Consider the following 22,844-nt stretch of genomic DNA (forward strand, 5'->3'; position numbering starts at 1 on the left):
ATCCCTGCGCCATCTTCCGCGCACCAGCCATTCTTCCTTTGGGTAGTCCAGCAGCATGTCCGCATCCATCACGCTCGAGAACGTCACGAAGGCCTATGGCAGCCACCTGGCTTCCGACGACGTTTCGCTCGAAATCGGCGCCGGACGGTTCGTGACGCTGCTGGGACCTTCAGGCTCCGGCAAGACGACGCTGTTGATGATGATCGCGGGCTTCGTGCGCCCGACCAAGGGACGCATCCTTGCCGGCGGGCGCGACATCACGAACGAGCCGCCGGAGCGCCGCGAGTTCGGCATGGTCTTCCAGGGCTATGCGCTGTTCCCCAACATGACGGTGGCCGAGAACCTGGCCTTTCCGCTGAAGCTGAGGGGCGTCGCGCGCGACGCCGTCGAGAAGGAGGTCCGGCGGATGCTCGACGTCGTGCACCTGCCGGGGCTCGGCGGGCGCTACCCGCGCGAGCTCTCTGGCGGGCAGCAGCAGCGCGTCGCGCTGGCCCGCGCGCTGATCTTCAACCCCAAGGTGCTGCTGCTCGATGAGTCTTTGAGCGCGCTCGACAAGAAGCTGCGCGCCGGGCTCCAGGAGGAGCTGCGCGATCTCCACGCCCGGCTCGGGACGACCTTCGTGTTCGTAACGCACGACCAGGAAGAGGCGCTCTCGATGTCGGACGAGATCGTCATCGTCAATCGGGGCCGCATCGTCCAGAGGGGCGCTCCGAAGGCGCTCTACGACAAGCCCGACACGCGCTTCGTCGCGGATTTCCTCGGCCGCGCCAACTTCATCGAAGGCGCCGTCTCGTCCCTGTCGGGCCGCGAGATTTCCTACGGCGCCGGCGGGCTCTCGCTTCGCCACGCCCTCCCGGTGGATGGCGCAGCCCCGCAGCCGCACCAGCCGATCCTGCTTGGCCTGCGCCCCGAAAAGCTGCGGCTAGCGAGCGAGGCCCCCGGTGGGACAGCGAACGCAGTCCCGGCCGAGATCACGCTCGTGACCTATGAAGGGGCGGACTACCACATTCGCGCCACGACGCCGCTCGGCTCGATGCAGGCGGTCGTCGCGTCCACCGGTGGGGGCGCCAGCCCCGCTCGTGGAGACAAGGTCTGGCTGTCCTGGGATCAGGACGCAGCGGTGGTGCTTCGCGATGACCGCTGACATGGATGCACGGACGCGGCGCGTCTATCTCGTGCTGCTGCTGGCGCCGCTGTTCCTTCTGGCGTTCCTCTACCTCTACCCGCTTTCGCGGGTGCTCTGGCTTTCTGTCACCGTGCCGACGCCGGGCTTCGGAAACTTCGAGCGGCTGTTCACCAGCAGCGGGATCCAGAACGTGATCTGGACCACGCTCAGGATATGCGTTTTCACCACGGCGCTCGCGCTGCTGATCGGCTACGCCGTCGCCTATGCCGCGCTGCACCTGCGCGGCTGGCGCGGCGAGCTCCTGCTGTTCTTCGTGCTGCTCTCGTTCTGGCTCTCGGTGCTGATCCGCGCCTTCGCCTGGCTGACGCTGCTCCAGAGCCGCGGCCTGATCAACACCTGGCTGATGAACGTCGGGATCATCGACGCGCCGTTGACGCTGATCCGCAACGAGTTCGGCGTGGTGCTCGGCATGGTCCACTACATGATCCCTTATGCCGCGCTGCCGCTCTACGCCAATATGAAGGGCATCGACACGCGTCTGGTTCCGGCAGCGCGTGGGCTCGGCGCCAGCCCTGTGCAGGCCTTCCTCAAGGTCTACCTCCCGATGAGCCTGCCCGGCCTGATCAGCGCCGGCATCCTGACCTTCATCTTCTCGCTCGGTTTCTATGTCACGCCGGCGCTGCTCGGCGGCGGCAAGACGATCATGATCTCCGAGTACATCGCCGTGCAGATCAACGAGACGCTCAACTGGGGCCTCGGCTCGATGCTGGCGACGTCACTGCTGCTCGCGATCTTTGCGCTGCTGGCGGTGCTGAGCTTCTTCGTCGACCTGCGCAAAGTCTTCGGGGTGAAGTGATGGATCTCGCCCCGTCCAAGCCCTTCCGCATCACAGTCTTCGGCGCCTGGCTCGCCATCCTGTTCCTCACGCTGCCGTTCGCGGTGGTGTTTCCAGTCTCGCTGACGCCGCAGCGCTATCTGTCGCTGCCCGATGGCGAGCTCTCGCTGCGCCACTATCAGACGCTGCTGCAGGACCCGAGCTGGATTCTCAGCATCCGCGACAGCCTCATCGTTGCGACTGGCTCGACGCTCGTCGCGATCGTGCTCGGCACCATGACCGCACTCGCCTGCTGGCGCATTTCCAGCCGGGCCTCGGAGCTGGTTCGGATGGCGATGCTGGCACCGATGATCGTGCCCTCGATCGTCCATGCGCTCGGCTTCTACCAGATCTGGGCCCAGCTCGGCCTGCTCGACACCTATCTCGGCCTGATCCTCGCCCATGCGATGAAGGGCACGCCCTATGTGGTGATCAGCGTCTCGGCGGCGCTGGCCAATGTCGATCTGCGGCTGGAGCAGGCCGCGCGCAATCTCGGCGCGACGGCCCTGCAGGCTCTGTGGAAGGTCATCATTCCCGCGGCCAAGCCAGGCATGGCGGCGGGATCGGTGTTCGCCTTCGCCCTCTCCTGGGACGAGTTGGTCGTGACGCTCTTCCTGAGCAGCCGCGGGGTCTACACGCTGCCGCGCAAGATCTGGGACGGCATCCAGGACAACATCAATCCGGCGATCGCCGCCGTCGCCTCGCTCATGATCGTGCTGACCGTCATCGCCATGGTCGTACGCATCCTGCTCGCACGCCGGCAGGCGCGCCTCGCCGCGGTCCCGACTGAGCCGTGAATTTCCGCAACGTCCATCAAAACAGGGGAACGAAAGATGGCAGATAACGTGACACAGACCTTCCAGGAGGATTGCCTGGACATCCTGCGCCAGCAGACCGAGGGACGCACCGTGAACCGGCGCGCCTTCCTCTCGACGCTCGCGGTCCTCGGCGTCTCGCCGGCCCTGTTCCGCTTCACGCCGGCGCATGCCCAGGCCAAGGAGCTGGTCATCGTCAACTGGGGCGGCGACGCTGTGACGGCGATGAACGCGGCCTGGGCCGAGCCGTTCAACAAGGGCTCGGCGGTCAAGGCCTTGATCGACGGCGGCGGCCCGAGCTCGGCCAAGATCAAGGCCATGGTCGAGAGCGGCAAGGTCACCTGGGACGCGGTCGACCGCAACCTGATCGCGGCGCTGGAACTCGGTCGGCAGAACCTGATCGAGAAGATCGACTACAGCATCGTCGACAAGAGCAAGGTACGGCCCGAGCATGCCGGCGAATGGGGCCTCGGCTCCTACATCTACTCGAACGTGCTTGCCTACGAGAAGGGCGCATTCGGCGGCCGCACGCCGAAGACCTGGGCCGATTTCTACAATCTGAAGGATTTCCCGGGCAAGCGCACCATGCGCAAGCACATCGACGGCCAGCTCGAGACCGCACTGCTCGCCGACGGCGTGGCGCCGGACAAGCTCTACCCGCTCGACGTCAAGCGCGCCCTCGACAAGATCAAGTCGATCAAGAAGGACGTGATCTTCTGGGCCACCGGCGCCGAGAGCCAGCAGGTCTTCCGCGACAAGGAAGTCACGATGGGCAGCGTGTTCAACACCCGCGCCATCGTCGCCAAGCGCGAATCCAAGGGCGCGGTCGACTTCCACTACAACCAGGCCAGCGCCTGGGTGGGCGCATGGCTGGTGCCGAAGGGCAACCCCGCCGGCAAGGAGGTCTTCAAGTTCATGGCCTCGGCGCAGGACCCCGCCGGGCAGGTCGAACTGTTCAAGGTGATGGGCAACGGGCCGGTCAATCCGGCCGCGGCCGCGATGGTGCCGGCCGATCTGCGTCCGCTCGATCCGGGCAGCCCGGAGAACTACGCTCTGCAGATCCCGGCCGACCCGGAATGGTACGCCGCCAATAGCGCGACCGTCCTCAACCAGTATCTCGAAGCGATTTCCTGATCGCATGCGGAGGCCGCCGTACCGCAGCGGCCTCCGCCACTCTGGCTAAAGGGGGAAAAACAATGGCTATCCAGACGAGTGGCTCCGACAGTCGGCCGATGACCTGGCCGGGCGGAAAGCGCTGTGCCGTTTGCCTGACTTTCGACTTCGATGCGGAATCGCTCTGGCTCGCGCGTGAACCGGAGAATGCCGGCAAGCTCGCGACGCTGAGCCAGGGGCGCTATGGCGCCAAGGTCGGCGTGCCGAAAATCCTGGAGCTGCTGCGCGAGGAAGGCCTGAAGGGCACCTTCTTCACGCCGGGCTGGACCGTCGACAACCATCCAGGAAAGGTCGAGGCCATCCTGCAGGACGGCCATGAGCTCGGCCATCACGGCTATGTCCATTACTGGCCCGACCCGGCCAACGAGGCACAGGTTCTGGAAGAGGTCGATCGCGGCCTGGAAGCGATGCAGCGCCGCTTCGGTGTCAGGCCGGTCGGATATCGCCCGCCCGGCAGCGAGTCGACGCATTACCTGCTGGAGCTGCTGACGCAGCGCGGCTTCCTCTACAACAGCTGCTTCAAGGATGACATCCACCCCTATCGCCACGTCCTGCGTGATGGCTCGCCCGGCCTGATCGAACTGCCCGAGCACCCGTCCATGGACGATTGGAGCTACGGCACCAGCCATCTGCGCTTTCCCCGTCCGATGTTCGGCACCGACCATGTGCTGGGGATCTGGCAGGACGAGTTCCGGGTGATCCGCGAATGGGGGGGCGTCTATGTGCTGGTCATGCACCCGCAGGTGACCGGGCGCCCGATGCGCATGGAAATCCTGCGCCGGTTCATCGCCTTCACCCGACAGTTCGACGACGTCTGGTACGCGACCGGTCGCGAGATCGCGGAAGCCTTCGCCGCCCAGGAACGGCCCTGACCACGAACAACGCTGATTTTCAGCACGTACCCAGAGAATACCGGAGACCGACCATGGCCGTGCGCCTCGAAACCGACCATCGCAAAGTCCTCATCTACGACGAGATGACCTCGCCCGACGTCGCCGAGGCCGCCGCAGCGAACGCGCCCGTCATCGTGGCGCTGGGCGCCACGGAGCACCATGGCGGTCATCTGCCGCTTTCGACCGACACCTATCAGGGCCTCGACATGGGCCGTCGGGCCTCGGCACTGCTGGCGAAGGAAGGCATTCCGCTGATCGTGGGGCCCGCCATTCCGTTCGGCCCGCCGCCGTTCCTCAGCGAGACGCCGCGGCCGATGCCGGGAACGATCACAGTCTCGAACGATACGTTGCGCGCGCTGCTCCAGGACGTCTGCAAGTCCTTGATCAGGCACGGCTTCCGGCGGATCTACCTGCTCTTGGCGAATGTCGAGAGCGAGTTCGCGATGCACATCGTCGCCAAGGAGCTGACCGAAACGACCGACGCCAATATCGTCGTGCTCAACTGGCTGATCGGCATCCGCCCGAAATACAAGGGCATGCTGGTCTCGGACAAGCCGCAGGGCCATGGCGGCGAGGGCGAGACGGCGCGCATGCTCGCCACCGCGCCGCATCTCGTCCGCATGGAGGAGGCGCGTCCGTATCATCCGAACCTGCCGCTCGAGCCCGAGGTCTATGGCGACTTCCTGCCTTATCTCGGCGGCGCGATCGGCCGCTACCGCTTCGACCGCGACGAATTCCGCGGCATGTTCGACGGCATTTCAGACGGCATCACCGGAGACCCGCAACTCGCCACGGCAGAGACCGGCGAGAAGAGCTATGCGCTGATCGCCGAATGGATCGCCTCCGTCGTACGCTTCGACCTGCGGCCCTGAGCGGGTCCATAAAATGAAAGGCGCCGGGCTCGCGCCCGGCGCCTCCTCTGTCTCTGCGGATCTCGGCGCTCAGTCGATCTTCGCGGCGAGGCCGGCCAGGAAGTTCCACATCACGGTGCCGGCGAGGAAGGCCGTCATGCCGCCGGGATCATGCGGCGGGCTGACCGTATTGACGTCGAGCACGCGGCTGTCGAGCGGCGCCAGCATCTCAAGGAAGGACAGGCCCTCATGGGCCTGGCAGCCGCCCCAGGTCGGGGTGCAGACTCCCGGCGCGACCGAGGGGTCGAAGAAGTCCATGTCGTAGCAAAGATAGACCGGCCGGTGGCCGATCGTCTCAAGCACCCGCTTCGCGACAGCCTGATAGCCGACCTCGCGCAGTTCACGCATCGTGATCAGGTTGTAGCCGAGCTCGCGGCAGAACTCGTAGATGCCCGGCACCATGGTGGGCCCGCGGATGCCGATCTGGAAGGATCGGCCGGCGTCGATCAACCCTTCCTGCGCCATATGCCGGAACGAGGTGGCGACGTTGTACCCCTGGATCGGATAAGCGTCGGTATGAGCGTCGATGTGGACGATGCAGAGTCCGGGATAGTGCTTCGCCATGGCCCGGACCTGCGGGAGCGTCACCGCGCCATCGCCGCCCATCGTCACCGCGACGATGTTCTCGCCGAGGATCTGGGACATCGCGCTCTCGATCGCCGCATAGGACTCCTCGATCAGGCTTGGTGTCACCGGCACGTCGCCGCAATCGACCAGCCCGAGCCGATCGAGGACATCGATATTGTTGCGCGGATCGTAGCGGCGCAGATGTGTCGACATCGTCCGGATCGAGGCCGGCCCCATCCGCGAACCGATACGGTCGGGGTGGGTGCCGCAGTCAAAGGGAATGCCGACGATGGCAGCCTTGCAGGTCCGCCCTGGCGCGCCGAACGGCGCGCCGAGCCAGGTCTGCGGGGGTACGAATGCGGTCGTCATCAGCGGGCTGCCTCTTCTGTCATGCGCTGGCGCAAATGGTGATAGACGCCGCGGAAATAGAGCAGCGGCGCGCCGCCCTCATGCCAGTCCGCGGCGCTCATGTGTTTCACTTCGCCGATGACGATGTGATGGTCTCCGGCCTCGTGCTCGGCGAAGACCTCGCAATCCAGCCACATCAGCGACCGCTCGATCAGCGGATTGCCGCCCGGCGACAGGCGCCAGTCCACGCTCGCCCATTTGGGTCCTCCCGACCGCGCAAAGCCTTGGGAGACATGCTGCTGGCCCTCCGCCAGCACGTTGACTGAAAATCGCCCGCCCGGCCGGATGCGCGGCCAGGATGTGGATGAGCGCATGGCGCAGAAGGAGACAAGCGGCGGAGCCAACGAGACGCTGGAGAAGGACTGGCAGGTGAAGCCGGCGGGCTCGTCACCGGCGAGTCCGCCGATGACCGTGATGCCGGAGGCATAGTGCCCCAGCCTGTCCCGGAATTGATTGGCATCGATGGCCGATGCTCGCACCACGCTCATGCTCCCTCTTTAGTCCCCATGCGCGTCCGGCTGCCTGTTCCCATTGCAGCGTCCCGGCCACGCAATCTAGCAGCTGGCTACGCTGCCGAGCTTCGGCATTCGATCAACCGAGGTTTCGGCATTCGGCAACCACTGGCCACGCATCGTCAGTATAGTGCGCCCCACAGCATGAGATTTGTCCCGTGAGGCGAGCCGGTCGATGAACGACAGCAGAATGATGAAGCTCGGCGTGCTGATCAGCGATGTCGGCGTTCACCCTGCGGCCTGGCTGGACCCGAACAGCCCGCTCGGCGGCGAGATAAGCTTCCCGTTCTATCTGAAGCTCGCGAGGCTCGCCGAAGCCGGCAAGCTCGATTTCTTCTTCGTCGCCGACACGCTGGCATCGCGGGCCGGCGACATGGCCGGCGTCACGCGGCAATGCGCCTATACCGGGCATTTCGAGCCCTTGACGCTGATGGCGGCGCTAGCCGCCGCGACGCAGCATATCGGCCTCGCAGCAACGATCTCCTCGACCTATTCCGAGCCCTACAACGCAGCGCGGATGTTCGCTTCGCTCGATCACATCAGCGGCGGCCGGGCCGGCTGGAACGTCGTGACGACAGCCTATGCGCCCGCAGCCGCGAATTTCGGCCGGGACATGCAAGACGATCACGCGCTCCGCTATCGCCGGGCCAACGAGTTCGTCGACGTCATGAACGGGCTCTGGGACAGCTGGGACGACGACGCCTTCGTCCGCGACCGTGCGAGCGGCATCCATTTCGATCCGGCGAAGCGGCATCCGCTTGAGCACAAGGGCGAGTTCTACAGCGTCAAGGGCCCGCTCAACGTCCCGAGGCCGCCGCAAGGCCGCCCCGTGGCGATCAGCGCAGGTGGTTCGGAACCCGGCAAGGAACTCGCGGCCCGCACCTCTGAGGTGGTCTTCAGCGTCGACCGCGATCTCCCCAGCGCGCGCGCCTATTACAAGGATCTCAAGGGCCGCATGGCGAAGCACGGCCGGGCTCCGCATGAGCTGGCGGTGATGACCGCGCTGAACCCTTTCGTCGGCGAGACCGACGAACAGGCGCAGGAGGCCTTCGCCGAGCTCCAGGGCAGAATCCACCCCGACGTCGGACGCGCGATCCTGTCTGTCGATCTCGAGGTCGATCTGCGCGGGCTGCCCGTCGATGAACCGATCCCAGAGGGAATGCTTCCGGCCAAGGCAAACGCCACCACATCCTATTTCGACATGATGCGGCAGGCGATGGGCGAGAAGACGCTGACCGTCCGCCAGCTCTACGAAGCTGTCGCTGCGTCACGGGGCGGCATGAACGCGGTGGTCGGTTCGCCCAAGACGATCGCCGATCGCATGGAGGAATGGTTCTGCGACGGCGCCACCGACGGCTTCATGGTGCGGATCTCGCATCTGCCCGACGGGATGGAGAAGTTCGTCTCCTTGGTGGTGCCCGAGTTGCAGCGGCGCGGCCTGTTCCGCAAGGACTATGCGGGCACGACGCTGCGCGAGCATCTCGGGCTTGCGCGCCCGCAGACGCGCCGCGGCTGATCCGGGACTTCCTGAGAAGACGTTGCCGGTCGAAAGGAAGCAGGATTTTTTCTTTGACTTTCCCGAGTGATCTCAAAATGCGCGGACGGCGCCATGAGCCCGGGCGGAACGCTGCGCGCCGCCAGCCTGGATAACGCGAGGCCACTCCAGCGCGCGAGTTCGGCGCTGGCCTGCAGCCGCCCGCTAGAGGCCATGCTGGCGGCGCAGCGCGGTGGATGCGGCATCGGAATGCGTCCGAGACGTTCCGGCACCTTTAAAGTCTCATTCGCAGGCAAGTGTTAGCGCTCAGCCAAACCTTCGTCGAAACGCTCCCAATGGGGTGGTTGGCCAAAAGCTTGACGAAGGCAGTCGGCGAAGGCGCGCAGCTTGGCCGACGGGCGGCGGCCTTCGGGATGCGCGAGATAGATGAACTCCGGCTCCGGCTGGACGCCGATGTCGACGATACGGAGCCGGCCGCTGCCGATGTCGGCTCCGGCGATGAACAGCGGCAGCAGGGCGATGCCGAGCCCGGCCAGAGCCGCATCCCGCATCATGTCGCCGTTGTTGACGCGCAGGCTGGGACGCCCGCGGACGCTGACCATGCCTTCCGAACCATGAAAGCGCCAGTCGCCGCTGCCCCGGTTGGTGTAAAAGATGCCGCTATGGCCATCGAGTGCGCTAAGCGAGTCCGGGCTGCCGTGCCGCTCCAGATAATCTGGCGATGCGACGAGCACCCTGCGGCTCGGGGCCAGAGTCCAGGCGACGAGGCGTGAATCCGCGATCGGCCCGTGACGCAGCACAGCGTCATAGCTGTCGGCGCCGGCCTCGACCCGGCGGTCGTCGAGGTCGAGCGTCAGCGCGATCTCGGGATGCCGCGCGAGGAACGGATAGATTGCGGGGCCAAGATGCATCCGCCCGAAAGTGACGGGCGCCGAGATCACCAGCGGCCCGGCCAGCGCGCCGCGCCGCTCGGCCATGTCGGCTGCGGCTTCCGTGACCTCTCGGGTGATGCGTGTGGCACGTTCGAGAAAAGCCATGCCGTCCTCGGTCAATGTCAGCCGGCGGGCGCTGCGGTGCACGAGCGTTGCACCGAGGCTGCGCTCCAATTCGATCAGTCGATCGCTGACCACGGATTTCGACAGGCGCAATCGGCGGGCGGCCTCGCTCAGCGAGCCGGCTTCCGCGATCGCGACGAAGGTGGCGATGCCGTCGAGCTTCAACATCGTTCGGTTTTTCCGGAGCTGAGTTCCGCCGATGCGACGCTAATCCGAACGCAAGCGCAATGCTACGTAGCGTCATGCCAACGGGGCTGACAGCGACGGTCATTGACGACCGCCCTCCCGACCGGCAGGAGATAGACCATGTTGAAAATCGCCTTGGCGATTGGAGCGCTCGCCTTCGCAGCACCAGCGGCCGCGCAGGTGCCGGACTTCCCGCCCTCATTCAAGACGCAGGAGATCACCACCAACGGCGCGACGATCCATGTCCGCGTCGGCGGCCAGGGGCCGGCGGTGGTGCTGCTGCACGGCTATGGCGAGACCGGCGACATGTGGGCGCCGATGGCGGCCGACCTGGCTCGAGATTACACCGTGGTGGTGCCGGACCTGCGCGGACTCGGCCTCTCGTCCAAGCCAGCCTCCGGCTTCGACAAGAAGACGCAGGCCGGGGATGTCGCAGGCGTGCTCGATGCCCTCAAGATCGAGCGGGCCGACCTGGTGACGCATGATATCGGCAACATGGTCGGCTTCGCCTTTGCCGCGCAGCATCCCCGTCGGGTCGGCCGCTTCGCTCTGATCGACGCCCCGGTCCCCGGTGTCGGTCCCTGGGAGGAAATCCTGAAAAACCCGCTGCTCTGGCATTTCCGCTTTGGCGGGCCGGATATGGAGCGGCTGGTCGCGGGGCGCGAGCGCATCTACCTCGACCGCTTCTGGAACGAGTTCTCGGCGACGCCGGCTCGCTTCAGTGAAGCCTCGCGCGAGCACTATGCCAAGCTCTACGCGCTGCCAGGCGCGATGCATTCCGGCTTCGCCCAGTTCGCCGCCTTCGACCAGGACGCAATCGACAACCGCGCCTATCTGGCGGCCGGCGGCAAGCTTGACATGCCGGTGTTTGCGATCGGCGGTGAGAAGTCGTTCGGCACCGCGATGGCGGCCGTGATGCGGGCTGCCGCGACCGACGTGACCGAGGGCGTCATCCCCGACTCCGGGCACTGGATCATGGAAGAGAACCCCACGGCTACCGTCGTCATGGTACGGGCCTTTCTCGATAAGGGACGATAGTCGCGCCACTCCGGGGCGGTTCGATCGGAACCGCCCCGGGATGTGCGGGAGCCGATTGCGGGACACCTGCTCACGAGGAGCGTCTGTCGTGTTGATGAGCTGGGCGCGGCTGACTCATTTAGGTGGACCTCCCAAGAAGAGTCCTCAGACCATCACCCTATGTCGAAAAAATTCAGCATGAAGAGTGAAGTCAGTGCGTGTCGGATTTGGCCCATCGCGCACGGCGCCTTCGTTCTGCACTTAACGGCATCGAAAGCTTCTCGTCTTATCTGGGCGTCATGTCTTGGGGTGGCTTTCGCGATAGTATTCTAGCGGCCTTGCTGCTTCTAGCGGGGCTTGCGCATCTTGGTCCGGAATCGGCTAGCGCGGCTGACTACACCGACATTCGCAGCTCCTGCTGGGCGTCTGGCAGCATCTCGGAAGAGGTGGTCACCATAGCTCGGTCAGCCGAGCGATGGCACTGTGCGGATCAAACGTTTTCCATTGCTGCGGAGCGGGTCCTGCTTCGTTTCGAACTGGGCGCCGACGATAGCCCTCCCCGATATTTTCTCTCAAGGCGGAGCGCACTCAAGGGGGTGCACCTGCTTGCGATCGACCAGGACGGCGCAGTTCGGCAAACCTTCGTCGCCGCGGCTGCCTTGGCCAGTTCAATGGTTGGCGGGTACTTCAAGGCTTCCCTGCCGGAAGTGACACACGCGACACGGCAGATCGTCGTCGCAATTGATCTGCCTAGCCACCGAATGACCCTGGAGAGGGCACATTTGACGTCGATCGATGCCGGCAGCGACATGGAGGACTTGCGTCTCCTGCTGATTGTAGCGGGGCTTGCAGGGATGCTCCTCATGCCCTTGCTCTTCAATGCGGCATTCTATCGGATCCTGCGTGAGCCTTTCGTCCTCTGGCACTCGGCCCTCACGCTGTCGCTCCTGATGACCATCCTGGTTTCATCGGGGCTCTCGGTTGCATTTTTCGATCCGCCTGCGATGACGCTGAGCTGGATGACGACCTTGATCTTCGGGATCACCGTCGCGTCCGGAGCTATGTTCACCTACAGCTTTATCGAACCAGGTCTGATGCATCCGGTTCTTCGGCGGCTTCTGCCTTATTGTGCGGCATGGGCAATATTCCTGGCCACGTTTCATGCGGCGTTTCCTTTCGTTGCCCGGCCCATACAATCCAGCGCATACACGGCGGCTTTTGCGCCGATCCTCGCCGTATTCTTGTTCTCGATGGTCGATGCATTACGCCGCGGAAGCCGCGCCGCGAAGTTTCAGGCTATTGGATACTCGCCATTGGTGCTGGTTGGGCTGACCCGTCTGGTGAGTGGGGTTATTCCTTGGCTCCACAATGCCGATGCCATGCTTATGTTTTACATCGGCTGTCTGTGCGAAGTACTCTTCACAACGCTTGGCGTGGCTGACCGCTTCGTGACCATCAAGCGCGAGCGAGATCGCGCACGCACCGAAGCCGATTTGCTTGAACGGCTTTCCGAAGCAGACCCGTTGACGGGCTTGCTCAACCGGCGAGCCATCGAGAGACAGTTTGAACAGCTTCGGGCGGAAGGCTTCGCCACGCTGGCCGTGATTGACCTCGATCACTTCAAAGCCATCAACGACGCAAACGGGCATTTGGTCGGAGATGCGGTGCTCAAGGCCGTGGCCAAAGCCCTGCAGGCCGACCTGAACATTCTGGCATACCGCTTCGGCGGCGAAGAATTCATGCTCCTGCTACGTGGCGAGGACCCTGGCATCCAGGCCGAGCGGCGGCGAAAAGCGATTCCCGCAATTGTGGCCAATGCAGTCGCAGGTCTCCAACGACCTGTAACCGCCAGCATGGGTGTCGCGGAGCTTCGTGACGATGAGAGTTTTGCCAGTCTCTATGAAAGGGCCGACAAACTGCTCTACGAAGCCAAAAGCGCGGGACGAAATCAAACCCGGAGCGCCATCAGGTCGATGGAGACGCAGGGGGGCTTGCCGAACGAATGCGCACTGGTTGCATAGGCAGAAGAGTGTAACCGCAGAGCCTGGATCCCTCTGTTCAGTTCATCGACGACGTCGCGACCGACAAGGCGCTCTGCAGGCGGGAATGTCCGCTCTTTGGCAGGCATCTGATGTCCGCACATGGCGCGTTCTCGCCGGGCAACCTCATCTGGCCCGATTGCCGTAGTCCAAGGCTGCGCGAAGGTCAGTCGTGACCGCGAGGCGCCTCTGTACATTGCGCGCGGCCACTCGGCGGGAAAGGGGGCCTGCCGAGCGGCTGAAATATCGGAACTACGGAACAATTCTCATGTCTAGCGGCCCCATTCATCGCCCCAGATCATGACCGAATGCCCCGGCGAGGCCGTTCGGTACTGGCGGACGGGCGGCGCGAAATCGGCCGGCCTGATCGGGCTTCTGATCTCCGCGTTCGAGACGGGCCGCGGCTGATGACGGCGGGCCGGATCCGCAATCGGCACCGCGGCGAGCAGCCGTTTCGTATAGGGATGCTGCGGATTGCCGAAGACCGCGGCACGGGGCCCGATCTCGACGATCTCGCCGAGATACATCACCGCAACCCGATGGCTGACGCGTTCCACCACCGCCATGTCGTGCGAGATGAACACATAGCTCAGGCCCATATGGGCCTGCAGGTCGAGCATCAGGTTGACGACCTGGGCCTTCACCGACACGTCGAGTGCCGAGACGGACTCATCGGCGACGATCACGCGCGGTTCGAGCGCCAGCGCGCGGGCGATGCAGATCCGCTGGCGCTGGCCGCCCGAGAACTCGTGCGGATAACGAAAGGCCATGTCGGCCTGCAACCCGACCCGTTCCAGCAGGTCCGCGACCTTGTTGCGCGCTGCCACCGGCGTGGCGAGGCCATGGATGAGGAGAGGTTCCGCGATCGCTGCGCCGACCGTCTCGCGCGGATTGAGGCTGCCGAACGGATCCTGGAAGATCATCTGGATGCGTCGGCGCTGCTCGCGCAGTTCGTCAGCGCCCAGTTTCAGCACGTCCACACCGTCCAGGCGAACGGAGCCGGCCTCCGGCTCGACGAGTCGCAAGAGGGAGCGCCCGGTGGTCGACTTGCCGCAGCCGGATTCGCCGACCAGGGCCAGGGTCTCCCCCGCACGCAGGTCGAAGCAGACATTCTCGACCGCATGGACCCGACCGGTGATCCGGCCACGAATAGCTGAACGGATCGGGAAACGCGTCGTCAGGCCGTTGACTTCGAGAACAGGGCGCTCGCGATCCCGCACGGTGTCCGGCACCTCGATCGGCGTATCCGACAGGCCGGTGCTGCGATCCACGATCGGAAAGCGCATTGGCCGCTCGCGGCCATTCATGGCGCCGAGCCTCGGCACTGCCGCAAGCAACGCCTTGGTGTAGGGGTGCTGCGGCTGCCGGAATATCTCGGCGGTGGTGCCGGTTTCGACCGCCTCGCCATTGTACATCACCACCGTCCGGTCGGCGATCTCGGCGACCACGCCCATGTCATGGGTGACGAAGAGGATCGCCATGCCCTCCTCCTTCTGCAGATCCTTGATCAATTCGAGAATCTGCGCCTGGATCGTGACGTCGAGGGCCGTGGTCGGCTCGTCGGCGATCAAGAGCTTCGGCTTGCAGGCGAGCGCAAGCGCGATGACTGCCCGCTGGCGCATGCCTCCCGATAATTCGAATGGGAATTGGTCGAGACGGCGCTCCGGATCGGAGATGCGGACCTTGCGCAGCATCTCCAAGGCCAATTTCCGTGCTTCCGCCCGCGAGCAATCCCGATGCGCCAGGATCGCTTCGGCGATCTGATCGCCGATCCGGTAAACTGGATTGAGGCTGGTCATCGGCTCCTGGAAGATCATCGCGATATCGCTGCCCCGGAGCGAGCAGGCCGTCTCGTCCGAGATATCAGCCAGATCATGGGTCTTGCCGGATTTTGCGGCGAAGGCGATCCGTCCACCGGTGACCTTTGCGACGCCTTTCGGCAGGAGCCCCATGATCGACAGGCTGGTGACCGATTTGCCGGAACCGGACTCGCCGACCACCGCCAAGGTCTCGCCGCGCCTCAGATCGAAGGAGATGCCTTTGACCGCGGCCATAGCGCCGTTCGGGGTGGCGAATTCGGTCCGCAGCCCCGCCACGGATAGCTGGATGTCTTCCGGAAGCGCGGAGCCATTCCCATCCCGAGGCTCCCCTGTCCGCCGGTCGCCCTCAGGCAGGCCCTTGAGCTTGGTGGTGCGGGGATCGAAAACGTCGCGCACGGCGTCGCAGAGCGAATTGACGATGAAGATCGTGGTCACGAGCGCGGCGCAGGGCCAGACGAGGCCGAGCGGATTGATCTCCAGATAGGCGCGCGCACCGCGGATCATCAGGCCCCAGGACGGCGTCGGCGGCACGATGCCGAGACCCAGGAAGCTCAGGCCGGATTCGACCACGATCGCCGAGGCGACCACCAGCGAGAACTGCACAAAGAGCGGCGCGGCGATGTTCGGCAGGATCGTCCGCCGCAGGATGCGGGCCGGCCCCGCGCCGATGGCGCGCATCGCCTCGACATATTCCTTCTGCTTGACGGCGCGGACCTCGCCATAAGCGATGCGGGCGAATTCCGGCGCATAGAAGACGGCGAGCGTGACGATCAGCGTCGCGGTGCCGGGGCCAGTCAGGGCGATGACGAGCAGGGCGAGCAGGATCGGCGGGAAGGACAGCATGAATTCAGCGGTGCGGACGGTGAGCACCTCGGCGATGCCGCCGAAATAGCCGCCGACCATGCCGGCACTGATGCCGACCAGGGCCGCCACAGCGCCGGTCGCCAGCGCGACGCTGAGCGATACCTGCGCGCCATAGAGCAGCCGGCTCAGCACGTCGCGGCCGAACTCGTCCTGCCCAAGCCAATGCCCCGCGGAGGGCGGGGCGAGGCGCCCGCCGATATCCAGTGCCAGGGGATCATGGGGAGCGATCACCGGCGCCAGAATGGCGATCACGATCAGGACGGAGAGCGCGATCAGCGACGGCGCGAGATGGCGTGCCTTGGGGTTCCGCCACAGGGAGAGCAAGCTGCTCATGACATGCGCACCTGCGGATCGAGCGCGGAATAGAGAAGGTCGACGACGAGGTTGAGCAGGATGAACAGCGTCGCGGTGACGAGCACCACGCCCTGGACCTCGGGATAGTCGCGGTGCTCAACCGCTCTGACGAGGAAGCCGCTCATGCCCGGCCAGTTAAAGATGAACTCGATGAGCACGGTCCCGCCGAGCATCGAGCCCATCTGCAGGCCGGTGACGGTCAGGACGGGCCCGAGCGCGTTGCGCACCACATGCCGGCGCAGGACGCGCGGCTCGCGCAGTCCCTTCGCCCGCGCCGTCCGCACCCAATCCTGCTGGAGCACGTCGAGCACGGTCGAGCGGGTCATGCGGATGATGATCGCGGACAGGCCGACGGCGACGGCGCTCGCCGGCATCAGCAGCAGCGTGAGATGCATCGTCGGAGACTGGCTGAACGGCACATAACCGCCGGCCGGGGCGATGCGCAGCAGGAGTGCGAAGACCAGGATGAACAAGGTGCCGAGCACGAAGGTCGGCACGGACAGGGCAAGGCTCGTTGCCGTGCCGAGCACCCGGTCGATGCCGCTGCCCCGGTTCCGCGCAGCGAGAACGCCGAGGGGGATTCCCACGAGCAGGGAGAGCGCCGTCGCCGCCGCGATCAGTTCGAGCGTGCGCGGCAGGCGCTGCGCGATGTTGTTCACGACAGGCTCGTTGTCGAGGAAGCTCCTGCCGAGATCGCCGCGCGCCAGGCGCGACAGATAGCTCGCATATTGCTCCGCCAGCGGACGATCGAGGCCGAGGCGCGAGCGCAATTCGGCCGCGACGGCGGGATCGGGCTTGCCGCCGTCGGCCGCCAGCATGACCTCAACCGGATCGCCCGGCACGACATGCAGGATCATGAACACGGCGGTGGCCACCAGGAAGATCATCACGGCGGCCACCGCGCATCTTTTCACTATGTAAGCGAGCATGATGTAGCTCTGTGCCTCCCGCCCGCTCAGCCGATCGAGGCGGTGTCGAAGGCCATGCCGACCTGGTTGTTCATCTGGTCCGAGAGGACCTTGAAGCCCTTGACCCGGTCGCTCACGCCCCAGCCCTGCGCCCGGAAATTGAGGAAGGTGACGGGGACGCTGTCGCTGACGGCTCGCTGCAGATCGGCATAGATCTTCACACGAGCGCCGGTATCGCTTTCGTGGCGCCCCTTGGTCAGCAGCGCGTCGAGCTTCGGATCCGACAGGCCGAAGGAACGGCGATAGGAATCGGAGCCGGAGCCGAAGAAGGCGGTCAGATCGTCGGGGTCGCCGAGGTCGGGCCCGCCGCCGTTGATGGCGAAATGGTAGCGCCCTTCATTGCCCTGGCTGACGCGCACGCCCCACTCGGGCAAGGCGAGCTTCACCTGCATGCCGACGGCGGCCAGGTGCTGCTGCATGATCTCGGCGATGTCCTTGTGGAAGCCGTAGGTGCTGGTCGCCAGCAGCGTCGCCTGCACGTTCTGGGCGCCCGCTTCCTTCAGCAAGCTCCTGGCGCGGCCGGGATCATAAGGCCAGAGATGCTCCAGCTCGGCGACGGCATAGGGAGAGCCGGCCGGTAGCGGCACGCCGTCGAGGAGCTTGCCCGCTCCGAAGAAGGCCGCGCTGATGATGTCCTCGCGCTTGACGGCATGAGCCACGGCCCGCCGGACCCTCGGATCGGTGAACGGGCCTTCCTTCAGGTTGAAGACCACGTACATGAAGGAGCCGAGCGAATGTTGGAGGGTCAGGCCCTTCGTTTGCGACACGCGCTTCATGCTCTGCCACGGCACGTATTCGATGATGTCGACATCGCCGGCAGTCAGGGCGGCGATCCGCAGGCTGTCGTCGGGATAGGCGACGAAGCGGACGGTCTCCGTTGCGGGCTGGCCGGGCCTGTAGAAATCGGCCCGCGCCTTGAAGGTGAGCGAGACGCCTTTCTCGGAACTCTCCAACCTGTAGGGGCCTGCGCCGATCATCGCATCGGGATTGTCCATCTTCCTGGCGAAGACGATCGGCGCCATCTGGCCCGCCAGCGCCAGGATGAAGGACGGCGTCGGCTGCTTGAGCACGATGCGGACGGTCTTGGCGTCCTCGACCGCGATCGTCTCGACGGCCTGGAAGGCTTGCCGGACATAGGCCGTGGACTTCTCGCCGCGGATTGCATCGAACGAGGCCTTGACGTCCTCGGCGGTCACCGGCTCGCCGTTCTGGAACGTGGCGTTGGCGCGCAGCTTGAACCGATAGGTCCGGGGATCGAGCTGTTCCCAGGATTCGGCCAGTTCCGGCTGCACAGCCCCCTTCTCGTCGAAACAGAGGAGGCCGCGGAACATCAGGGCCTTGACCGTCACCGCGGCCTGGCCCGACCAGTCGAAGGGCCGCAGGTTAGGCGGATAGGCCGACAGGGCATAGGTGATCGTGCCCGGGGCTGCCGCGTTGGCGGATTTGGACAAGACCGTGGGAACGAGCAGGCCCGCGCCGATCGCGGCACTTGCTTGCAGGAATTGACGGCGGTCCCGCGAGAAAGACCGATCGCCCGACATGTTTCGATTCTTCGCCATATCCCTCTCCGTTTATTTTTCTGGAATTGCGGAGCCGCTGAGCTTCAGAGGCCGTCATTCCCTTGCAGATGAGCCGTCTTCGGCTCCGGCCGATATCGGCGGCGCTCTTGTGCGAGGCTCACCTTCGCGAGGCTCGGCTGCCGTGCCGCCCTCAAGCGTTTTGCCGAACGGCCCGGCAGCCTCGATCTAGACTCCCGATCCCAATCCATAAGTCCAAGTCGAAATTTCTTAGCTCGTATTCCTCAAGTTATGGATTTTACGAGGCAGCGGAGCCCGCCGACTGTGAGCGCCAGAGCGCTCAAGCCTTGAGCCGCGGCATGAACGGGTGGGTCTCGTGGGGTTCGGCCGAAGCCCAGGACCGCTGCGAGGTTTATCGCGGCGACCGGCTAGGCTGCCGAGCGCCTCCGCCCCTCGCGAAGCAGCGTCAGCGCCTCGTCGACCAGCCTGTCGCCATAGCCGGCGCGGGCATAGTCTTCGGTGATGATGTCGTTGAGCAGATCGCCTGCGATCAGCGCGACCGGTCGCTCGGCGGGATTGCCGAAGCCACCGCCGCCAGGCGTCGCGATACGGACCGTCTCGCCGGCATCGATGAGGAGCTGGGCGACCTTCGAGGGCAAGGCCTGCTCGCGGCCGGTTCCAGGGTTGCGGGTGACGTAGCCCACGCCGCCGGTCCCGCCGCCCTCCGCGCCGGGCGCGCCGGCCTTGTGCCGATCCGAGCGCGCTTCGAGATTGGTCCTGTCGTGCAGTGCCCGCACTGTGCGGGCGATGCCCATGCCGCCACGCCAGCGGCCGCAGCCGGCGGAATCCCGCACCAGCGTGTATTCCTCGACATGCAGCGGGAATTCGTTCTCCATCGCCTCGGTCGGGAGATTGAGCGAATTGGTGACATGGACATGGATGCCGTCCATGCCGTCGCCGTCGCAGCGCGCGCCCCCGCCGCCGCCGACCGTCTCGCCGCAGATATAGAAGCTGCCGTTCTCGGGGCGGTGGCCGGAGAAGCCGAAGGAAGGCAGCACGTCATAGGCCGAGGCGATCCGCGTGCCCGGATCGACCAGCGGCTGGAAGGCGCCGAAGATCGCCCCCGCCAGACGCTGGCAGGCGATGGTGCGCGAGCCCACCGGCGCAGGCGAGCGCGGATTGACGATGGTGCCTTCCGGCGCCCGCAGCACGATCGAATCCATCATGCCGGAATTCGCCATGAGCTCGGGATCGAGCAGCGCCTTGACGCAGTAATAGGCCGTGGCCCTGAGCGCGTTCTCGGCGATGTTGATCGCGCCGCGCGCCTCCGGCCCGCTCCCGGTGAAATCGATCACGAGCTTGCCGCCCTCGACGCTGACGGCAGCGCAAAGCGGCACCATCTCGCCATCCGGCAATCCGTCATCGTCGAGCCAGGCGGTGAAGCGGCTGGAAGCACCTTCCGCCAGCCCGGCGATGCGCAGGTCCAGCCGCCGCTTGGTGTAGTCGAGCAGGTCGCGGATGCGCGCCTTGAAACCGTCGGCGCCCATGCGGCGCACCAGCTCCAGCGCAGCACCGGAGCCGCGCTCGTTGGTGGCGATCTGGACGCGCAGGTCGAGCACGCGCTCTTCCGGCAGGCGCGAGTTCAGCGCGATCAGGTTCAGAAGATCCTCGTCGACCTTGCCGTCGCGGCAGACCCGCATCACCGGGATGCGCAGGCCCTCCTCGAAGATCGAGCGTGCGGTTGGCGAGGTCGAGCCCGGAACGGCGCCGCCGACATCGGTGTGGTGGCCGATATTGACGACGAAGGCGATCAGGTCCTCGCCCTGGAACACCGGGGTCGCGACCGAAATGTCGGGCAGATGGGTGCCGCCGGCAGCGTAGGGGTCGTTGGAGATGAAGGCGTCGCCGGGGCGGATCTCCGCGCGCGGATAGCGCTTGAGCAACCCTTCGACCACGCCCATCAGCGAGCCGAGATGGATGGGGATATGCGTGCCCTGCGCGACCAGCCGGCCCTTGCCGTCGAACAGCCCGACCGAGAAGTCGCGGCGCTCCTTGATCTGCGCCGAGAAGGACGAGCGCATCATGTTGATCGCCATGGTCTCGGTGATCGAGAGCAGGCGGTTGGCGAAGACTTCCATCGCGATCGCGTCGAAACCGGCGATCGATCCCGTCGTTCTGTTCGGCATCGTCATGGTCAGGTCCTCAACGCTGCAGCGCGATATGGATATTACCGAAACCGTCGATCTCGGCGGTCTGGCCAGGGAGGATGACGGTGGTGCCGCTCATCTCCTCGACGATCGCTGGCCCCGCGAACGCTTCGCCGGCCGGCAGGAGCGCGCGCCGGTAAATCGGCGTCGCGACCCAGCCGCGATCGGGGCCGAGATAAACCTGGCGCCTCTCGATTTGGGCCGTGTCCAGCGAAGCGCCCCGTGCGGGGACGACCGTCTCGCCCTTCGTGACATGGCAGACAGCCTTGAGCCGGACATTGACGACCTCGATGTCGCGACCCTCCAGGCTGTAGCCGAACTGGTCGGCATGGGCGCGGTGGAAACGCTGCATGAAGGTGTCGAGCGAGCCCTCGGCCAGATCGTCGAAGGGAACCGGGATGTAGTGGCTCTGGCCGCGATAGCGCGCGTCGAGGGTGAAATGCAGCGCCTTGCCGGCGTCCGGCAGCGCTTCGGTTTCGAGCCAGGCACGGCCCGCCGCCGACAGTTCGGCACCGAGAGCGACGACCTGCGCCCAGCTTTCGCCGCTTACGCGGATCAGGGCGGTGCGGACGTAGTCGCGGCTGAGATCCGACAGCAGGACGCCGCGCGCGCAGAGCGTGCCCGGCTCCTGCGGCACGACGATCTTGTTGAGGCCGCACTCCTCCGCGACATCTGCGGCATGCAAAGGCCCGGCACCGCCGAAGGCGAAGAGCGAGAAACCGGCAAGATCATGCCCGTGCTCGATCGAGACCGAGCGGATCGCCCGGCTCATATTGGCGGTGGCGATGCTGACGATGCCATGGGCGGCATCCTCGACCGAGATGCCGAGCGGGTCGGCGATCTGGCTGCGGATCGCCGCATAGGCCAGGCCGCGATCGACCTTCATCCGCCCTTCCAGCAGGGCGACGGGGTTCAGCCGGCCGAGCACGATATTAGCGTCGGTCAGCGTGACCTCGGTGCCGCCGCGCAGGTAGGAAATCGGCCCCGGCATGGCACCGGCGCTGGTCGGGCCGACCTTGAGCGCACCGGCGTCGTCGAGTCGCGCGATGCTGCCGCCGCCGGCACCGATGACATGGATGTCGACCATCGGCATTCGAACCGGATGGCCCGCGACCAGGCGGCTGGAGGTGAATTGCGCCCGCCCGCCGGTGATCAGCGAGACGTCGGTGCTGGTGCCGCCGACATCGAAGGTGATGATCTCGCTCTCGCCGATCTCGGCTCCGATCCGGGCCGAGCCGATCACCCCGGCCGCCGGCCCGGACAGGCAGGTCAGCACCGGCAGTTCCTCGACGGTCTGCACCGGCAGCAGGCCGCCATTGGAATGGAAGGTCAGCGGCTCGACCCTGATGCCGGAGGCCGCGATCTTCTCGCGCAACCGGTGCAGGTATTTCTGGGTATGCGGACCGACATAGGCGTTGAGCACCGTCGTCGAGAAGCGTTCGTATTCGCGGAATTCGGCGACGACCTCTGAGGAAACGCTGACATAGAGATCCGGCGCGACGCGCTTGATCAGGTCGCGCACCGCCCGCTCATGCTCGGGATTGCGATAGGAATGCAGGAAGCCGATCGCTACGGCCTTGACGCCGCTGTCGCGCAGCTGGACGACAAGTTTCTCCACCGCCGCAAGGTCCAGGGTCGCCAAGGGCGCTCCCGTCTTGTCCAGGCGCTCCTCGACCTCGACCCGGCGATGGCGCTCGACCAGTTCCTCGGGTTTGCGCACCGACCAGTCGAACAATGACGGCCTGGTCTGGCGCCCGATCGCCAGCACGTCCCGGAACCCCTTCGTGGTCAGGAACCCGGTCGGAACGCCGCGCCGCTCGATCACCATGTTGGTGGCGACCGTCGTGCCGTGGCCGACATAGCCGACCTCCTCGGGCGAGACAGCATTGAGCGCGAGCATCTCGACGATGCCCGACGCGATCGCCCGCGACGGATCGTCCGGCGTCGAGGGCACCTTGTGGAAGGCGGTCGGGCCGCCCTGCGTACTGACCATGACGAAGTCGGTGAATGTCCCGCCCACGTCCACGCCGATCCGATACATGT

General features: G+C 65.5%; 17 protein-coding genes and 1 pseudogene. 9 read left to right on the forward strand and 9 right to left on the reverse strand.

The genetic code is table 11. From position 1 onward, the window contains the following. Positions 1-55: 55 nt before the first annotated feature. The 6 genes from BoBH3_RS07745 to BoBH3_RS07770 all read left to right on the forward strand — a co-directional run bounded on the left by BoBH3_RS07745 (position 56) and on the right by BoBH3_RS07770 (position 5,753). Entirely contained in the window at positions 56-1,144 is a 1,089-nt protein-coding gene (locus BoBH3_RS07745) for an ABC transporter ATP-binding protein (RefSeq protein ID WP_262330184.1), read from the forward strand. Further along, a complete protein-coding gene (locus BoBH3_RS07750) occupies positions 1,134-1,982 on the forward strand; it encodes an ABC transporter permease (protein WP_262330185.1) in 849 nt (282 codons plus the stop codon). Before BoBH3_RS07745 ends, BoBH3_RS07750 begins: the two co-directional genes overlap by 11 nt. Further along, a complete protein-coding gene (locus BoBH3_RS07755) occupies positions 1,982-2,797 on the forward strand; it encodes an ABC transporter permease (RefSeq protein ID WP_262330186.1) in 816 nt (271 codons plus the stop codon). Before BoBH3_RS07750 ends, BoBH3_RS07755 begins: the two co-directional genes overlap by 1 nt. A gap of 36 nt (positions 2,798-2,833) precedes the next feature. Beyond that, positions 2,834-3,949: an ABC transporter substrate-binding protein gene (locus BoBH3_RS07760; RefSeq protein ID WP_262330187.1), complete on the forward strand. Its 1,116-nt coding sequence runs from the start codon at positions 2,834-2,836 to the stop codon at positions 3,947-3,949. A gap of 62 nt (positions 3,950-4,011) precedes the next feature. Beyond that, positions 4,012-4,860 (forward strand): polysaccharide deacetylase family protein, encoded by an 849-nt coding sequence (locus BoBH3_RS07765; protein ID WP_262330188.1) that lies wholly within the window; start codon positions 4,012-4,014, stop codon positions 4,858-4,860. A 53-nt stretch (positions 4,861-4,913) separates the two neighbouring features. Further along, positions 4,914-5,753: a creatininase family protein gene (locus tag BoBH3_RS07770; RefSeq protein WP_262330189.1), complete on the forward strand. Its 840-nt coding sequence runs from the start codon at positions 4,914-4,916 to the stop codon at positions 5,751-5,753. A gap of 69 nt (positions 5,754-5,822) precedes the next feature. Here BoBH3_RS07770 and BoBH3_RS07775 read toward each other — a convergent pair whose 3' ends face one another. Both BoBH3_RS07775 and BoBH3_RS07780 read right to left on the reverse strand, forming a co-directional pair. Further along, entirely contained in the window at positions 5,823-6,728 is a 906-nt protein-coding gene (locus tag BoBH3_RS07775) for an arginase family protein (protein ID WP_262330190.1), read from the reverse strand. After that, on the reverse strand, positions 6,728-7,255 hold the full coding sequence (locus tag BoBH3_RS07780; RefSeq protein ID WP_262330191.1) for a flavin reductase family protein: 528 nt from the start codon (positions 7,253-7,255) through the stop codon (positions 6,728-6,730). Before BoBH3_RS07780 ends, BoBH3_RS07775 begins: the two co-directional genes overlap by 1 nt. Before the next feature lie 199 nt (positions 7,256-7,454). On the opposite strand from BoBH3_RS07780, the gene BoBH3_RS07785 reads away from it, so the two are divergent. Further along, entirely contained in the window at positions 7,455-8,795 is a 1,341-nt protein-coding gene (locus BoBH3_RS07785) for an LLM class flavin-dependent oxidoreductase (protein ID WP_262330192.1), read from the forward strand. Between the two features lie 278 nt (positions 8,796-9,073). Here BoBH3_RS07785 and BoBH3_RS07790 read toward each other — a convergent pair whose 3' ends face one another. Next, the gene (locus BoBH3_RS07790) at positions 9,074-9,997 is read right to left on the reverse strand and encodes a LysR family transcriptional regulator (RefSeq protein WP_262330193.1); all 924 of its coding nucleotides are present in this window, start codon (positions 9,995-9,997) and stop codon (positions 9,074-9,076) included. Positions 9,998-10,135: 138 nt separating this feature from the next. On the opposite strand from BoBH3_RS07790, the gene BoBH3_RS07795 reads away from it, so the two are divergent. Both BoBH3_RS07795 and BoBH3_RS07800 read left to right on the forward strand, forming a co-directional pair. Then, on the forward strand, positions 10,136-11,053 hold the full coding sequence (locus tag BoBH3_RS07795; protein WP_262330194.1) for an alpha/beta fold hydrolase: 918 nt from the start codon (positions 10,136-10,138) through the stop codon (positions 11,051-11,053). Positions 11,054-11,250: 197 nt separating this feature from the next. Next, the gene (locus tag BoBH3_RS07800) at positions 11,251-13,053 is read left to right on the forward strand and encodes a sensor domain-containing diguanylate cyclase (RefSeq protein ID WP_262330195.1); all 1,803 of its coding nucleotides are present in this window, start codon (positions 11,251-11,253) and stop codon (positions 13,051-13,053) included. Between the two features lie 290 nt (positions 13,054-13,343). On the opposite strand, the gene BoBH3_RS24520 is transcribed toward BoBH3_RS07800, so the two are convergent. The 6 genes and pseudogenes from BoBH3_RS24520 to BoBH3_RS07825 form a co-directional block, all read right to left on the reverse strand. Then, positions 13,344-15,125: an ABC transporter ATP-binding protein gene (locus BoBH3_RS24520; protein ID WP_410050574.1), complete on the reverse strand. Its 1,782-nt coding sequence runs from the start codon at positions 15,123-15,125 to the stop codon at positions 13,344-13,346. 144 nt (positions 15,126-15,269) lie between these two features. Further along, a pseudogene (locus tag BoBH3_RS24525) lies at positions 15,270-16,088 on the reverse strand (ABC transporter permease); the annotation flags it as partial. After that, on the reverse strand, positions 16,085-17,038 hold the full coding sequence (locus tag BoBH3_RS07810) for an ABC transporter permease (protein WP_262330197.1): 954 nt from the start codon (positions 17,036-17,038) through the stop codon (positions 16,085-16,087). The gene BoBH3_RS07810 and the pseudogene BoBH3_RS24525, both read right to left, overlap by 4 nt. 26 nt (positions 17,039-17,064) lie before the next feature. Continuing rightward, on the reverse strand, positions 17,065-18,636 hold the full coding sequence (locus tag BoBH3_RS07815) for an ABC transporter substrate-binding protein (protein ID WP_262330198.1): 1,572 nt from the start codon (positions 18,634-18,636) through the stop codon (positions 17,065-17,067). Positions 18,637-19,022: 386 nt separating this feature from the next. Then, entirely contained in the window at positions 19,023-20,786 is a 1,764-nt protein-coding gene (locus BoBH3_RS07820; RefSeq protein ID WP_262330199.1) for a hydantoinase B/oxoprolinase family protein, read from the reverse strand. Positions 20,787-20,796: 10 nt separating this feature from the next. Further along, positions 20,797-22,842, reverse strand: a complete 2,046-nt coding sequence (locus tag BoBH3_RS07825; RefSeq protein ID WP_262330200.1) for a hydantoinase/oxoprolinase family protein — start codon at positions 22,840-22,842, stop codon at positions 20,797-20,799. Positions 22,843-22,844: the final 2 nt, after the last annotated feature.

This window comes from Allobosea sp. BH3 (assembly GCF_025499465.1).
Classification (GTDB): domain Bacteria; phylum Pseudomonadota; class Alphaproteobacteria; order Rhizobiales; family Beijerinckiaceae; genus Allobosea.

Bases quoted from the DNA above. Each gene is read 5' to 3' on its own strand.
- BoBH3_RS07770 (WP_262330189.1), top strand. From the start codon at position 4,914: ATGGCCGTGCGCCTCGAAACCGACCATCGCAAAGTCCTCATCTACGAC.
- BoBH3_RS07780 (WP_262330191.1), bottom strand. From the start codon at position 7,255: ATGAGCGTGGTGCGAGCATCGGCCATCGATGCCAATCAATTCCGGGAC.
- BoBH3_RS07785 (WP_262330192.1), top strand. From the start codon at position 7,455: ATGAACGACAGCAGAATGATGAAGCTCGGCGTGCTGATCAGCGATGTC.
- BoBH3_RS07825 (WP_262330200.1), bottom strand. From the start codon at position 22,842: ATGTATCGGATCGGCGTGGACGTGGGCGGGACATTCACCGACTTCGTC.
- BoBH3_RS07775 (WP_262330190.1), bottom strand. From the start codon at position 6,728: ATGACGACCGCATTCGTACCCCCGCAGACCTGGCTCGGCGCGCCGTTC.
- BoBH3_RS07765 (WP_262330188.1), top strand. From the start codon at position 4,012: ATGGCTATCCAGACGAGTGGCTCCGACAGTCGGCCGATGACCTGGCCG.
- BoBH3_RS07820 (WP_262330199.1), bottom strand. From the start codon at position 20,786: ATGACGATGCCGAACAGAACGACGGGATCGATCGCCGGTTTCGACGCG.
- BoBH3_RS24520 (WP_410050574.1), bottom strand. From the start codon at position 15,125: ATGGCCGCGGTCAAAGGCATCTCCTTCGATCTGAGGCGCGGCGAGACC.
- BoBH3_RS07745 (WP_262330184.1), top strand. From the start codon at position 56: ATGTCCGCATCCATCACGCTCGAGAACGTCACGAAGGCCTATGGCAGC.
- BoBH3_RS07760 (WP_262330187.1), top strand. From the start codon at position 2,834: ATGGCAGATAACGTGACACAGACCTTCCAGGAGGATTGCCTGGACATC.
- BoBH3_RS07790 (WP_262330193.1), bottom strand. From the start codon at position 9,997: ATGTTGAAGCTCGACGGCATCGCCACCTTCGTCGCGATCGCGGAAGCC.
- BoBH3_RS07755 (WP_262330186.1), top strand. From the start codon at position 1,982: ATGGATCTCGCCCCGTCCAAGCCCTTCCGCATCACAGTCTTCGGCGCC.
- BoBH3_RS07795 (WP_262330194.1), top strand. From the start codon at position 10,136: ATGTTGAAAATCGCCTTGGCGATTGGAGCGCTCGCCTTCGCAGCACCA.
- BoBH3_RS07750 (WP_262330185.1), top strand. From the start codon at position 1,134: ATGACCGCTGACATGGATGCACGGACGCGGCGCGTCTATCTCGTGCTG.
- BoBH3_RS07815 (WP_262330198.1), bottom strand. From the start codon at position 18,636: ATGGCGAAGAATCGAAACATGTCGGGCGATCGGTCTTTCTCGCGGGAC.
- BoBH3_RS07810 (WP_262330197.1), bottom strand. From the start codon at position 17,038: ATGCTCGCTTACATAGTGAAAAGATGCGCGGTGGCCGCCGTGATGATC.